At 34.7% G+C, this 14290-nt stretch carries 11 protein-coding genes, 1 pseudogene and 1 riboswitch; of the genes and pseudogenes, 11 read left to right on the top strand and 1 reads right to left on the bottom strand.

Annotation, left to right across the window (positions count from 1 at the left end; all coding sequences use genetic code 11):
• Nucleotides 1–43: 43 nt before the first annotated feature.
• Nucleotides 44–238: riboswitch (cobalamin riboswitch) on the top strand.
• 163 nt (nt 239–401) lie between these two features.
• From C1724_RS21025 to C1724_RS20980, 10 genes and pseudogenes are all read left to right on the top strand, one after another.
• Nucleotides 402–2690 (top strand): ribonucleoside-diphosphate reductase subunit alpha, encoded by a 2289-nt coding sequence (locus C1724_RS21025; RefSeq protein WP_102348729.1) that lies wholly within the window; start codon nt 402–404, stop codon nt 2688–2690.
• Nucleotides 2691–2713: 23 nt separating this feature from the next.
• Nucleotides 2714–3760, top strand: coding sequence for a ribonucleotide-diphosphate reductase subunit beta (locus C1724_RS21020; RefSeq protein ID WP_102348728.1), 1047 nt, complete (start codon nt 2714–2716; stop codon nt 3758–3760).
• An 8-nt stretch (nt 3761–3768) separates the two neighbouring features.
• Nucleotides 3769–4209, top strand: coding sequence for a flavodoxin domain-containing protein (locus tag C1724_RS21015; protein WP_102348727.1), 441 nt, complete (start codon nt 3769–3771; stop codon nt 4207–4209).
• A gap of 332 nt (nt 4210–4541) precedes the next feature.
• Complete coding sequence (locus C1724_RS21010; protein ID WP_102348726.1) at nt 4542–5888, top strand: aromatic ring-hydroxylating oxygenase subunit alpha; 1347 nt, start codon at nt 4542–4544, stop codon at nt 5886–5888.
• Nucleotides 5888–6412, top strand: coding sequence for a 3-phenylpropionate/cinnamic acid dioxygenase subunit beta (locus C1724_RS21005; protein ID WP_102348725.1), 525 nt, complete (start codon nt 5888–5890; stop codon nt 6410–6412). The genes C1724_RS21010 and C1724_RS21005 overlap by 1 nt, the downstream gene beginning before the upstream one ends.
• 397 nt (nt 6413–6809) lie before the next feature.
• Entirely contained in the window at nt 6810–7424 is a 615-nt protein-coding gene (locus C1724_RS21000; RefSeq protein WP_102348724.1) for a PH domain-containing protein, read from the top strand.
• A 181-nt stretch (nt 7425–7605) separates the two neighbouring features.
• Nucleotides 7606–8408 (top strand): annotated as a pseudogene (locus C1724_RS26470) (NAD-dependent epimerase/dehydratase family protein).
• A gap of 78 nt (nt 8409–8486) precedes the next feature.
• Nucleotides 8487–9326 (top strand): aldo/keto reductase, encoded by an 840-nt coding sequence (locus C1724_RS20990; protein ID WP_102348723.1) that lies wholly within the window; start codon nt 8487–8489, stop codon nt 9324–9326.
• 171 nt (nt 9327–9497) lie between these two features.
• The gene (locus tag C1724_RS20985) at nt 9498–10487 is read left to right on the top strand and encodes a zinc-binding dehydrogenase (protein ID WP_102348722.1); all 990 of its coding nucleotides are present in this window, start codon (nt 9498–9500) and stop codon (nt 10485–10487) included.
• A 314-nt stretch (nt 10488–10801) separates the two neighbouring features.
• A complete protein-coding gene (locus tag C1724_RS20980) occupies nt 10802–12052 on the top strand; it encodes a dicarboxylate/amino acid:cation symporter (protein ID WP_102348721.1) in 1251 nt (416 codons plus the stop codon).
• Between the two features lie 75 nt (nt 12053–12127).
• Here the strand turns inward: C1724_RS20980 and pdxK are convergent, their stop codons facing one another.
• Nucleotides 12128–12937, bottom strand: coding sequence for a pyridoxine/pyridoxal/pyridoxamine kinase (gene pdxK / locus C1724_RS20975; protein WP_102348720.1), 810 nt, complete (start codon nt 12935–12937; stop codon nt 12128–12130).
• A gap of 275 nt (nt 12938–13212) precedes the next feature.
• Here pdxK and C1724_RS20970 point away from each other — a divergent pair, with 275 nt between their 5' ends.
• The gene (locus tag C1724_RS20970) at nt 13213–14265 is read left to right on the top strand and encodes a LacI family DNA-binding transcriptional regulator (protein ID WP_102348719.1); all 1053 of its coding nucleotides are present in this window, start codon (nt 13213–13215) and stop codon (nt 14263–14265) included.
• Nucleotides 14266–14290: the final 25 nt, after the last annotated feature.

Here is a 14290-nt window from a genome sequence, read left to right as displayed (position 1 = left end):
CAATAGATATAGTATTTGATTTATAAAACAAAACTACATATTGTATTACACCTTGAGTTAAGATGCCGTTTGGCTTAAAAGGGAATCTGGTTAAATTCCAGAACTGCCCCCGCAACTGTAAATGCTGACGAAATGAATAATCCACTGTATAAGCTGCTTTTAGTAGGTACTTATATGGGAAGGGTTCAAAGTAGAATGATGCATGAGTCAGGAGACCTGTCTTTTCTTAAGATGTTTCTTTTTCTTCGGGGATTGAGAAAATGAAACGGTGGCAACAGGAGATCTTTTAAGTGTATCTTTGACTCTTGAAGTTATCGTTTCATCCGCTCAATTAATTGGGCGGATTTTTTATTTTTAGTAAAAATCTTTAATCTATCAAAATACTAGGAGGATAACTAACGATGACATTAAACGTACAACATGATACTAATACAGTTTTTACTACATTACATATGGCCACAGAAAAATATCAATTAAATACATCCGAAATTAAAAACAAATTAGAAACAATGAATTTTTCACAAACTGAAGCCAATCGACAAGCGTTGGCTTACGCCTTGGATAAAATTGCAATTGATCAACCAAATTGGACGTTTTTGGCTTCACATCTTTATTTAAACGAACTTTATGAACAAGCTGCCAAGAATCGTGGTTACAAAGTTACATTAAAGTATGGTGATTTTTATAAGTTAATCAAAGTACTAGTTGACAAAGGGATTTATACAGATGATCTACTAAGCTGTTATACAAAGGATGAAATTGAAGGTTTAGAGAAAGAAATTGAACCAGAACGAGATTTATTGTTTACGTATATTGGTTTATTTTTACTTTCTGATCGTTATCTTGCTAGAGATCATGATCGAAACGTTTTTGAATTGCCACAAGAGCGTTTTATGATCATCGCCATGACGCTTATGAAAAATGAGGACAAATCAAAAAGAATAGATTTGGTTAAGGAGGCGTATTGGGCTCTAAGTCATTTATATATGACGGTTGCTACTCCAACACTCGCTAATGCAGGTAAACGTTTTGGACAGCTATCATCGTGTTTCATTGATACAGTAGATGATTCTTTAGACGGAATCTACTTAAATAATTGGGATATTGCTAGATTGTCTAAAGACGGCGGGGGGATTGGAATTTATTATGGGAAAGTCCGAGCACTTGGATCTGACATCAAGAAATTTAAAGGGAATTCTTCTGGAGTAGTTCCTTGGATTCGCTTAATTAATAGTACGGCTGTTAGCGTGGATCAACTTGGTCAACGTCAGGGTGCGATCGCTGTATACTTGGATATTTTTCACAAAGATATAATGAATGGCTTTTTAGATTTAAAAACAAATAATGGCGATGAACGTCGGAAAGCCCATGACATTTTTACCGGATTAGCGATTCCAGATCTTTTTATGAAAAAGCTTGAAGAGAAAGATGAAGACGGTAGAAGCATTGGGGTATGGCATACTTTTTGCCCACACGAAGTCAAACAAATCATGGGTTGGAAGGATGAAAATGGGATTTCTCTAGGACTAGAAGATTTCTATGACGAATCTGATCAAAAATACTTTACGGAGAAATATGAAGAGGCCATCCGCCATCCGTTACTTCCAAGAAAAACATATCGTGCAATGGACATTATGGCAAGAATAATGGTAGCTCAACTAGAAACAGGGACCCCTTATATGTTTTACAGGGATGAAGTAAATCGTCAAAATCCGAATAAGCATCTACTTGGTGCGGGGAGAACTTCAATCTATTGTAGTAATTTATGTACAGAGATCGCTCAAAACATGTCAGCTACAACAATAGTGAATGAGTTTCAAGATGTGGATGGAAATATTGTAATTGTCCGGAAACCGGGTGACTTTGTCGTCTGCAATCTGTCCTCTATTAATCTTCCAAGAGCAGTTACAGATCATGTATTAGAACGTCTTATTCGTATACAAGTAAGAATGCTAGACAATGTTGTCGATATAAATACCATTTCCGTTGGACAAGCAAACCTCACCAATAAAAAGTATAGAGCGGTAGGTCTTGGAACTTTTGGTTGGCACCATCTCCTTGCTGTTAAAGGGATTTATTGGGAATCTGAGGATGCGGTTTGTTATGCGGACAAGCTATATGAGGATATAGCTTACTTCACTATACGTACTTCAATGGAATTAGCTAGAGAAAAACAGCCTTACAGTCAATTTAATGGCTCTGAATGGCACTCAGGCCAATATTTTGATCGTCGAAATTATTATGATACTCGTTGGGTTGAATTAAGAGATCAAGTGTCGAAGTATGGAATTCGCAATGCTTGGTTAATGGCGGTTGCACCTAATTCTTCAACAGCTAAAATTGGTGGTTCAACAGATGGAATTGATCCACTATATGCAGTTGAATATGCAGAAGAAAAGAAAAACTTTAAGTTTAAGGTTACAGCTCCGGATATAAATCATTTGACTTATCCTTTTTATAAACGTGTACGACATGAATTGAACCAAGTATGGAGTATAAGGCAAAATGCTGCCCGTCAACGTCATATTGATCAAGGTATAAGTTTTAATCTATATGTTCGCCATGATATTAAAGCTAAAGAACTATTGAATTTACATTTAGAAGCTTGGAAGTTAGGTTTGAAAACAACCTATTATGTCCGCAGTACTTCCCAGGCTGAGATTGTTGAGTGTGAGGCATGCCATAGTTAAACAGAATAAAGGGAGGAAATTAAATGAATATAAATGAACCATTAAACAAAATTAAATTATTAAATCCTGAATTTCCTAATAAATCTACAAGAATCATAAATGGGCAAACGTCTGGATTGCTTAATTGGAATGATATAGCGTATCCACAAATGTACACTCTTTATCAAACATTACTAGCTAACTTTTGGAAAGCCCAAGAAATCAATATGCAAGATGATATCAAACAATGGGAGCTTTTAACACAAATTGAGAAAGATGTATTTCTAAGAATCAATACGCAGCTTGCTGCATTAGATAGCTTACAAACTCCTACTATGAGCCATGTAATGGAGTTTGTTACAGATTCAAGCTTTAAAGCTATATTTGCAGTTATCTCACAACAAGAAGCAGTGCACAATGAGTCATATTCATATATTTTAAGTTCGCTTCTTCCACTAGCTGAACAAAATGAACGATTTAATCAAGCAAAAGATGACCCATTTGTACGGAAACGGAATCAATTGATTTTAGATTCATATGAGCGTTTTAGAAATCAGCCCACAGCTCAGACTTTATTTGAACTAGGAGTAAATTCTATTAACTTAGAAGGAATCTACTTTTACGCTGGATTTGCCTTTTTCTATAACTTAGCTCGTCAGCAAAAGATGCTGAAAACAAGCACAATGATTAGCTATATTCAGCGTGATGAAATGCAGCATGCTTATTTTATTTCACAATTTTTACGAATTCTCCTTACAGAAATTCCTAGCTTAAATTGTCCTGAAAACATTGATTATGTCTATCAAACAATAGGACAGGCCGTCGAGCTTGAAAAGGAATGGTCAAGGTATATCTTAAAAGACATTGAGGGAATAGACTTGGGTGAATTCTCAGCTTATATCGAATATTTAGCTAACAAACGTCTTCGACAGCTTGGTTTAAATAATTTCTATCAAGAAAGAAGTAATCCAATGCCTTGGATTCAAGTATTTAGTGATGAAATGATGAATGACACAAAATCAGATTTCTTCGAGCAAAAATCACGAACATATACAAAAGTATCACAAATGAATGGTTTTGATGAATTGTAGGTGATAAAGTGAAAATTGCAATAGTGTACAGTTCAATCACAGGAAATACGGAAGAGGGATGTAAGCTCATTCAGTCGTTTTTTAGGGTCGGCACCGTTCAGCGATTTAGAATTGCCGAGTTTAATTTGGAGCAATTAAACAATTATGATGCCATCATTGTAGGTACCTATACATGGGGAAATGGAGACATACCAGTAGAAATGCTTGATTTATACCATGCTTTTGAGAAGGTTGAGGTAAAACATATCGTAACTGGGGTTTTTGGAACAGGGGATCAACTTTACCCACATTTTTGTGGAGCGGTGGATAAATTTCGTGACATGCTTTTCATTCATACTACATTAGCAGCGACTTTGAAAATTGAGGTAGCTCCACAATTACAAGATTTGAACCGCTGCCATGGCTTTGTACAATCTATAAAAGGGCGACTTCAGCATTATGCAAGGTGAAAAAACAATAAATAAACTAGTACTGAAGCAATACTCAAAGAGGGGTATTGCTTTTTTCATGGAAAAAGAAAAACTATAAAGGATGAATTTGAATCAATGAGGAGATTAAATGTCACTGTTGATTCCAAAATTAGTTAGTTAATTCTATTAACACAGTGCTAATGATTATAATTATTAGAATATTCAGTTTTTATTGACAATTCAGATTAGTGGTTTTATATTTAAATTATCAGTTCATTATATAAATCGATAATTCATAGAGTGAATCAAAGAACTGGTTTTTTCGATTTATTCCTTTAATAATTCTATTTTTTCAATGGAGGGATTCAGTTATGAGAAGAAATATTGACCCTGAGGTAATTAAGAATTTAAAAGAAAAGCTGGATCAAGGCTTATTTCCACAATGGGCAGTGACAGATCCAGATATTTATGATTTAGAAGAAGAAAAGATTTTCGGAAAAACTTGGCAGTTTTTAGCACATGAATCTGAATTAAAAGAACCTGGTAGTTATGTTACAAGAACTATTGCTAAAGATCCAATCCTAGTGGTACGAACAACTGAAGGAGAATTTAAAGCATATCTTAATTCATGTACACACCGTGGTCCGAAATTATGTACAGAAGATCGCGGTAAAAAGAAAACGTTTACTTGCCCGTACCATGGTTGGAGTTTTAATCTTGAAGGCGAACTAATTGGTGTCGTGGCTGGCAATAAGGTGTATGGTCAAGAATTGTGTAAAAGTGATTGGAATCTGCGTAAAGTACCAAGAGTAGAGTCTTATCAAGGTATGATTTTTGGTAATCTTGATCCAAATTCAATGTCTTTAGAAGATTATTTAGGAGACATGAAATATTATTTAGATATTATGTTAGGCAGAAGCGACGGTGGAATGGAAGTAAGAGGCGTGCCGCATCGATGGGTGGCAAAGGCAAATTGGAAAGCAACTGCTGAAAACTTTGCTGCAGATCCATATCATGTACAAACGACACATCGATCAACAGTGGAGATGGGCATCAGTCCAGAGGATCCACTGTTTGCAGGATATGGACATCAAGTCGTATTAGAACATGGTCATGGAATCAATGTTATTACATCGAAAACTGGTCGCTCAAGAATGCCATTCCAAGGAACACCTGAAGAAATGTGGCCAATGTATAAGAAAAATCTTACTCCATCACAGTTAGACATTTTAGAAAAGGTAACTGTTTTTGTTGGCGGAGTGTTTCCGAATTTATCATTTGTAAGTCCAATGCACGGTACCGAAGGACATTTACACAACTTTTTAAACTTTAGACTGTGGAGACCAATGGGACCAGAAAAAATGGAAATTTGGTCATGGTTTATGATTGATAAGGCAGCACCGGAAGAATATAAAGAAGCTGCATATAAAGGTTACCTTGGTTCATTCGGACCATCTGGAACATTGGAGCAGGATGATACAGAAACATGGTCGCGAATTGTAGAAGCAAGCGGGGGTTTAATGGCTCGTGATAAAGAACTGAATTTTAACAGTGTATTAAACTATCTAATGGGGCTTGATCGTGTTGAACCAGATAAAGATTTCCCAGGTCCAGGAACAGCATATCCTACGACTTATTTAGATGCTGTTGCACGAGGTATGCACAAATATTGGATTGAATTGCTATCAAAAGATATTCTGGTTGAGGAGGAAGTATAATGAGTACTGTGATACCAAGTAAAGTTACACTTGATATTAAAGAGGAAATTAAAGATTTCTTGTATGAAGAAGCATTTCTATTAGATAATCGAATGTACAATGAATGGCTAGACCTTCTCGATGAAAATATTAGCTATAAAATGCCCTTGCGTGAAACAGTCCAGGGTGTAGGGGTTAACGATATAGTTGAGGATATGAGCTTTTTTGATGAAACCAAAACATCATTAACGACAAGAGTAAAACGATTATATACAAAGTCAGCTTGGGTAGAAAATCCTGCTACAAGACAACGACATTATATTAGCAATATCAAAGTACGGGGTACATCAAACCCAAATGAATTCAGTGTTAGAAGTTATTTTTTGTATAAGAGAACAAGAGGTTCTAACCATGAGATAGAACAAATGACAGGCCAGCGTTATGATATTCTTCGTAAAGAAAATGATGAGTGGAAAATTATTTCTAGAACAATTTATGCTGATCAAGCAGTAATAACGACTATGAATATGAGTATGTTCTTGTAGGTTACAGTATTTATACTTAGGTAAGCTAAATATAAAAAAATTTTTCCTAAGGCGAATTCGTTAGAGTTCGTCTGTTTTTATTGTTTTTCATGTTTTCATTGTTCCAAAATTCCAAAACACATAGAAAGGCTGACGAAATGTATGCTAGGATTTATTGGTTTGGGCTTGCAGAGCCCAAATAAAAGCGAATTCATTGGATGGGGGAGAAATTTCGTTACAAAAAGGTTATATAGGTAATATTGCTCAAGAAGAGTTTATAGAACTGCAAAAAAAGAATGAATAAAAAGAAAAACCAAGACTATATTCCTTTTTTACTAACCTTATCACATTAACTCCGAAGATTTATAGTAATATAGCTACGTAGGCAATTTTAGAAAGAAAGGTTGGTATACACATTATGTTTAAAAAAATAGCTTCAGATGCTTTAGGATTAAGTGATATCGGGAGTGTAATTAAACCAGTAGATTACGATAAAGTAGATGCAGATGATTTCGTAATGCATGAAGATCATGAGAAAATCTTTTTCTTAATAAAATCAAAAACTGATGAATACTGTTTCACCAATAAAGCACTAATTCATGTAGACGGTACAAGTGCGGTAAGTAAGAAACGAATGCTGCGCCGCTATGATTATTACCGCAATAAGATCACAAATGTTGCCCTTGAAACAGCTGGAACGATTGATTTAGATGTTGAAATTAAGTTTAAAATTGGCAATGTAGATTTCTCAGTTGATGTTCATAAAAAACACATCGAGGAATTAAAAGATTTATATAAAGCATTAGTAAAAATATCTGAAATTCAGTTTGATAACGAAAACTATCTTACTTATACTCAACAAAGCTTGGATATGGCTGCAACAGCCTTAAGCCGTACATCAGGGGCTGAAAGCCGTTTGTCCGTGGAGTTTAAGGAAATTAATCAACATGTCTTTTCGTTCCTTACAGAGAATAAAGAGAAATATACTGTAAAGGATTTTGGTTATGTGTATGAAACATATATCAATAACTAATTAATTACACTTAATCTAATACACACTTGAGCGATTTCTTTCTACTAGGGAATCGCTTTTATTTTTTTATAATCCTTTTGAGGACTAAAAATTTAACTTAATACAAATTTCATTATTATCCTAATAAAATGTATAATACATAAATGTAACAATATTTAAAAGAATAGGAAGGTGGAATTAATTGGCCAAAGTAGTGATAACAGGTGGTAGTGGTTTATTAGGACCCACAGTTATTCAAGAGTTTTTAGATCATAATTATGATGTATTAACGTTGACCAGCAATACCCAAAAGAAGATCTTTGTGAGACAAGACTCGCAGGTTTAACTAACTTAGGTGAGGTTCACGGTGTCCTCGCTGATGCAGTTGTTCATCTGGCAGCAATTCCTAGACATTTTATTTATACAAATGAAATTACTTTTCAAAAATAATGTCATGGCAACTAATAATATTCTCGAACCGCAGGAAATCTTGGGATTAAAAAAGCTGTCATTACCTCTAGTGAATCCTCATATGGTATTTGTTTTTCGAAGAATGGATTAGAGCCGCAATATGTACCTATTGATGAAGAGCATCCAAGACTGCCTGAGGATAGCTACGGCTTATCAAAAATAGTGAATGAACAAACAGCAGAAATGATACATAATCGGACCGGCATGCAGGTTGTTTCCTTACGGCTTGGAAATGTAATTGCACCGCATATGTATGAGAGGTTCCCAAGTTTTATTCATAATTCAGAAGAAAGAAAACCAATTTTATGGAGCTACATAGATGCTAGAGATGCGGCTTCTGCTTATCGTCTCTCGATCGAGAAAGATAACCTTGGTGTTCTTGCCTTAAATATTGCAGCAGATGAGACTTCTATGGATATCAAAAGTCGTGAATTGATGGAAACTTGTTTTCCAAATGTGTCCGATTTTCGTCGAGAGTTAACAGGCTATGAAACCCTATTGAACAATGAAAAGGCAAAGGAACTTCTAGGATGAAAGCCAAAATATAAATGGCGCGACATTGTCAAACTATAATATTGTAATTAAAACATTTATTTTTAAGGAGGAGCTATAATGGTTAAAAGTTTGCAAGATACTACCACACTTCATAATGGCGTAAAGATGCCTTGGTTAGGTTTAGGTGTTTTTAAAGTGCAAGAAGGACAAGAAGTCATTGATTCAGTTAAAGCGGCATTAAAGCATGGATATAAAAGTATTGATACTGCAGCCATTTATAAAAACGAAGAAGGCGTTGGTCAGGGTATAAGAGAGTCGGAAGTACCAAGAGAGGAACTATTTATTACTTCAAAGGTTTGGAACAGTGACCAAGGATATGAGTCCACGCTAGCTGCGTATGAGACAAGCTTAAAGAAACTTGGATTAGATTATCTTGATTTATATTTAATTCATTGGCCTTTTCCTGCAAAAGGTAAATATAAAGAAACATGGAAGGCCTTGGAAAAACTATATAAAGACGGAAAGGTTCGAGCTATAGGAGTAAGTAACTTTAAAGAGCACCATTTAGATGACCTTATAAAAGATGCAGAAATTAAGCCGATGGTTAATCAAGTCGAATTCCACCCGCATTTTGCACAAAGAGAATTAAGGGCGTATTGTAAAAATCAAGGTATTCAGTTGGAAGCTTGGTCACCATTGAAACAAGGGGACCTTCTAAATGATCCAACCCTTACAAGTATTGGTGAAAAGTATGGAAAGTCGGCAGCACAAGTTATCATTCGTTGGGATATTCAAAATGAAGTTGTTACGATACCAAAATCAATAAAAGAAAACCGAATCATTTCTAATGCAGATATCTTTGATTTTGAATTAACGGCAGAGGACATGTCAGCAATAGATGCATTAGATAAAGCAGAACGTGCATTTGCTGATCCAGATGATTTTAATAAAGAATAAAAAAGGCGCTCTTAGGAGCGTCTATAATTTTATCTGTTAGAATTGATTACTTATTTTATGTAATAGTCTTGCATAGTTTAGTTATAGTAGCTTGACTACTTAATAATAACAATTTAAACATAAATATTATCCCCCTAGTTAATACTTAGTTGGTAAATTGGAGTGATAAATATGAAAGCTGTTGTTCATGAAGGAAAAACAGGATATGGCGGACTATCCTATCGTGATTTTCCAGTGATAGAACCAAAATCTGGTGAGGTACGAGTTAGATTAAAAACGGCAGGATTAAATCATCGTGATTTATTTGTCTTAAACCGCCATAAGTCAACAGAACCTCCGGTGATTATCGGTTCAGATGGTGCTGGAGTAATAGAAGCTGTTGGCGAAGGAGTGGTAAATGTCAAGATTGGGGACGAGGTAATCATAAATCCAGGAATTGGTTGGCAGGAAAATAGTGATGCTCCACCACAAGGTTTTGAAATACTCGGCTACCCATATCATGGGACGTTTGCAGAAAAAGTAATCATACCTGCTGAAAATGCATTACAGAAACCCGAGTATTTAAGCTGGGAAGAGGCAGGTGTGCTATCGCTTGCAGCACTGACAGCATACCGGGTCTTATTCACAAGGGCACACATAAGTCCGAATATGAAGGTGCTTATTCCTGGAATCGGTAGCGGTGTCGCCACATTTTTATTACAATTTGCAAAAGCGGCCGGTGCTACTGTCTATGTAACCTCCCGTTCAAAAGATAAATGTAGAAAAGCCCTTGAACTCGGTGCGGACAAAGCAATTGACAGTAATATAGATTGGAAGGAAACTCTTGAAGAAAAAATGGATCTTGCAATCGAATGTGTTGGAGCAGCAACATTCAATAAAACACTGGATCAGTTGAGACCTGGAGGGACGATTGTGACATTTGGTGCTTCTGCTGGAGATGAGGTTCAAATCAATATCCGTAATTTCTTCTATAGGCAACTAAATCTCTTAGGCTCGACAATGGGAAGTGCAGAGGAATATAAAGAGATGCTACAGTTTATTAATACTCATAAAATTAGGCCTGTTTTAGATCAAGTCTATCCACTAGAACAATATCAACATGCGTTCAAGCAAATTGAATCGGCGGCACAGTTTGGTAAGATTGGTTTTTTAATTGATTAAGGCATTGATGAAGTCTACAAACCTGGTGAGTTTCCTTTACGCTAAAAATAATTTATAAAGATGAAAATAGATAAGGGTAGCGCATTCGCTCCCTTTTTATTTTGTAAATGTAAGGGACATCGTTTATTTAAGAATTTTGGGATACATAATGTTGAACTAATTACTATATCTTAGATTTAACTTTAGACATACCCTTGTACAGTGAGAATTTTCGCAATAATAAGATATTGGTGGGAAGTTGTTATTCTATTGTAAAAATATTTTATTCAAATAATAATTGGGTGTCAGGATATTTTTTGAAGGGTGTGAATAACATGGGAAAATTGTTGTCAGGTTATAAGTCAACAATGCTGTTACTTCTATCGATATTAATAGGAGGTATAGTAGGTGTGACTTATGGACCAAAGGCAATAATTATTAAGCCTTTAGGAGATTTATTTCTAAATTTAATGTTTACGATTATAGTGCCTTTAGTATTTTTTAGTATTGCCTCGGCAATCGCTAATATGAAGGGTATGAAAAGATTAGGGAAAATTATGGGAAGTATAATAGTAGTTTTTCTTCTAACTGCTTTAATTTCTGCTATTATAGGTTTTTTAGGCATTACTATGGTAGATCCATTAAAAAATGTTGATATCGGTTCTATCAAGAGTATAATGTCTGAAACCATCATTGATAACGGTGCAGAAAATGTATCTTTTATCGGACAACTTATACAAACTTTTACTGTTTCCGATTTCTCAATGCTGTTTTCAAAAAGTAATATGCTTCAGTTAATTGTTTTTTCCATACTTGTTGGCTTGGCTACTGCAATGGTTGGTGAATTTGGAAAACCGATTGCAAATGTTTTATCATCTGGTACTGCAATCATGATGAAAATTGTGAAGTTAGTTATGTATTATGCGCCAATCGGTCTTGGATGTTATTTTGCTGCGATAATAGGTGAGCTAGGACCACAAATTTTAGGTGGCTATGTAAGGGTGTTTGTTTTATATCTTGTAATTACCGTTATTTATTATTTTGGATTTTTTACATTATATGCATTTATTGCTGGTGGAAGAGAGGGTGTAACTGTATTTTGGAAAAATGCGATCACACCATCCGTAACCGCTATTGCGACATGTTCAAGTGCTGCATGCATTCCTGTAAATCTTGATGCAGTACGAAAAATGGGTGTACCAAATGATATTGCCGAAACGATAATTCCTTTAGGTGCTAATACCCATAAAGATGGATCTGTTTTCGGGGGCGTTTTTAAGATTGTGTTCTTGTTTAGTTTGTTTGGGAAAGACATGACAAGTATAACGAGTATTCTTAGTATCATTGGGGTATCATTTTTAGTTGGTGCAGTTATGGGGGCTATACCAAGTGGAGGTATGATTGGTGAAATGCTGATTCTTAGTGTGTTTGGATTCCCTCTAGAAGTATTGCCAATCATTGCAGTAATTAGCACGATAATAGATGCACCAGCTACATTATTAAATTCGACTGGAAACACCGTTTGTGCAATGATGGTTAGCAGACTTGTTGAAGGAAAAAATTGGCTCAAAGCTAGATTTGTATAGTAAACAAGAGTAGAAATAGTTTACATCAAATAAAGCCTAATCCCATTAAAGTATGGAATCAGGCTTTTAGTTTTTCTATCTTTCTTTTACCTTGTTATAAGCCCCATGCATCACTGGTCCAACAAATTGATTTAGTTTCCAGCCATGGGAAATAGCGGCTGTTACAAATTTCTTAGCAGCCATCACGGCCGCATTAACTGTACTTCCTTTTGCTAAGTTTGCCGTTATGGCCGCCGCAAATGTACATCCTGCTCCATGAGTGTAACTAGTATCTAAAACTTTTTCTTCTAAGAAGGTAAAGTCTGTTCCATCGTAAAATAGATCAATGGCTTTCTTGGGATCTAGTGCTTTACCACCTTTTATCACAACATTTTTAGCTCCGAGGTCGTGAATTTTTACAGCGGCTTCCTTCATATCATCTATACTTTTAATTGGACCAGTTTGTGCTAGCTGTCCTGCTTCGAATAAGTTTGGTGTTGTAATGATAGCACGTGGCAGTAATAGTTCTCTCATTGCATCTGTGTTTTCCGGCTGTAATACTTCGTCCTCGCCTTTACATACCATAACTGGATCAAGTACGAATTTTTCTAACTTATATTCATCAATTTTTTTTGCACCAAGTTCTATTATTTCTACAGAACCTAGCATCCCAGTCTTCATAGCATCAATTCCAATAGATAAGATTGTGTTCAGTTGTTTTTCAACAACGTCTGCCCCAATTGGTGTCACATCATGATTCCAACCTTCTGGACTCATTGTTACTATCGAAGTTAATGCAGTCATACCATATACATCATGTTCTTGGAATGTTTTCAGATCTGCTTGGATCCCAGCTCCGCCACTAGAATCAGAACCAGCTAGCGTTAATGCTTTCTTCATTGTCATTGAAATCCCCTCACTATATGTATTGTTGCTACTTTATAATGATATACAATTTTAACTTAGTATGTAACATTAAACATTTGGAAATGAAAAAATTTCTTTTATTATTTATGGTTTGATTATATATTTTAAAGTGTTGAATTTTATGCAATTTTATTTTAGCCATATAATAGTATTTGACTAACACGAATAGAAAATGAGAAAATTCAGAAAAAGATATTTACAAGTCTGTTAATAATTGTTAATATTTAATTAACCTAGGGATTGGAGTTAAAAAAATGGAAAGAAAGCGCTTAACTATAATTGATATTGCAAAATTGGCTAATGTATCCGATTCTACAGTTTCTAGAGTATTAAACAATAGCCCTAATGTAAGAGAGAAAACAAGAAAAAAGGTACTTGATATTATAAGAGATAGTGGTTTTCGTCCTAATGCAATAGCGAGAGGACTTGTTACAGGCAAATCAAAAACAATTGGTTTTATAACTGAAGATATAAGAAATCCTTATTTTGCAGATATCTGTAGGGGATTAGAAGATTTTGCACAATCAAATGGAATGAATGTTATTGTTTTAAACACTGATGGTATTGTTGAAAAGGAGTTAGAGTGTATTGACATTCTGGAAGAATTTAATGTTGAAGGAATTATTTTTACTTCTATAACAATCAATCAATCTGAGTTATTAAAACTAAAAGAAAGATTTCCAATTGTTTTAGTAAATCGTTATTACGAAGATGTTGATATTGATTATGTAACAGTTAATAATTTTAAGGCGAGTTATTTCGCTACCTCCCATTTAATTGATTACAAACATACGAATATTGCTTATATTACAAGTCCCTTGACTTCATCTGCAACATTACAAAGAATACAAGGATACAAACAAGCACTATTAGATCATAATTTACAATATGATGAAGATTTAGTAATTGAAATGAAATCTAAAGGATATGAAGGTGGTAGAGAGGCAGCTAAACAATTATTAGAATACAATCAATTTTTTACTGCTATATTTGCTAATAATGATTTATTAGCTCTCGGAACATTAGATTATTTATTAGAAAAGCAAATTAGAGTGCCTGAAGATATTTCAGTCATAGGATTTGATAATATTAAAATTTCGTCACATCAAGCTATCAATCTTTCAACTATTGACCAACCCGCTTATGATATGGGGAAAGAAGCTGGAAGATTACTGTATAATAGAAGTTTAGAAGGAAATAAAAACACTTATCATAATACAGTTTATAGTCCAAGTTTGATAAAAAGAAAGACTACTTTTTTTAAAAAAGAAATTGGGAACGTTCCCATTAACACGAATACGGAATAAGGTATCAAAATAATTTTTTTAAATT

This window comes from Bacillus sp. Marseille-P3661 (genome assembly GCF_900240995.1).
In the GTDB taxonomy this organism is placed as follows: domain Bacteria; phylum Bacillota; class Bacilli; order Bacillales; family Bacillaceae_J; genus OESV01.
This window is presented reverse-complemented; position numbering and strand designations above follow the sequence as displayed.

What these genes read in the sequence shown, in the direction of transcription:
- C1724_RS20990 (WP_102348723.1), top strand. Translation starts at nt 8,487, where the DNA reads ATGGTTAAAAGTTTGCAAGATACTACCACACTTCATAATGGCGTAAAG.
- C1724_RS21010 (WP_102348726.1), top strand. Translation starts at nt 4,542, where the DNA reads ATGAGAAGAAATATTGACCCTGAGGTAATTAAGAATTTAAAAGAAAAG.
- C1724_RS21000 (WP_102348724.1), top strand. Translation starts at nt 6,810, where the DNA reads ATGTTTAAAAAAATAGCTTCAGATGCTTTAGGATTAAGTGATATCGGG.
- pdxK (WP_102348720.1), bottom strand. Translation starts at nt 12,937, where the DNA reads ATGACAATGAAGAAAGCATTAACGCTAGCTGGTTCTGATTCTAGTGGC.
- C1724_RS20970 (WP_102348719.1), top strand. Translation starts at nt 13,213, where the DNA reads ATGGAAAGAAAGCGCTTAACTATAATTGATATTGCAAAATTGGCTAAT.
- C1724_RS21025 (WP_102348729.1), top strand. Translation starts at nt 402, where the DNA reads ATGACATTAAACGTACAACATGATACTAATACAGTTTTTACTACATTA.
- C1724_RS20980 (WP_102348721.1), top strand. Translation starts at nt 10,802, where the DNA reads ATGGGAAAATTGTTGTCAGGTTATAAGTCAACAATGCTGTTACTTCTA.
- C1724_RS21005 (WP_102348725.1), top strand. Translation starts at nt 5,888, where the DNA reads ATGAGTACTGTGATACCAAGTAAAGTTACACTTGATATTAAAGAGGAA.
- C1724_RS20985 (WP_102348722.1), top strand. Translation starts at nt 9,498, where the DNA reads ATGAAAGCTGTTGTTCATGAAGGAAAAACAGGATATGGCGGACTATCC.
- C1724_RS21020 (WP_102348728.1), top strand. Translation starts at nt 2,714, where the DNA reads ATGAATATAAATGAACCATTAAACAAAATTAAATTATTAAATCCTGAA.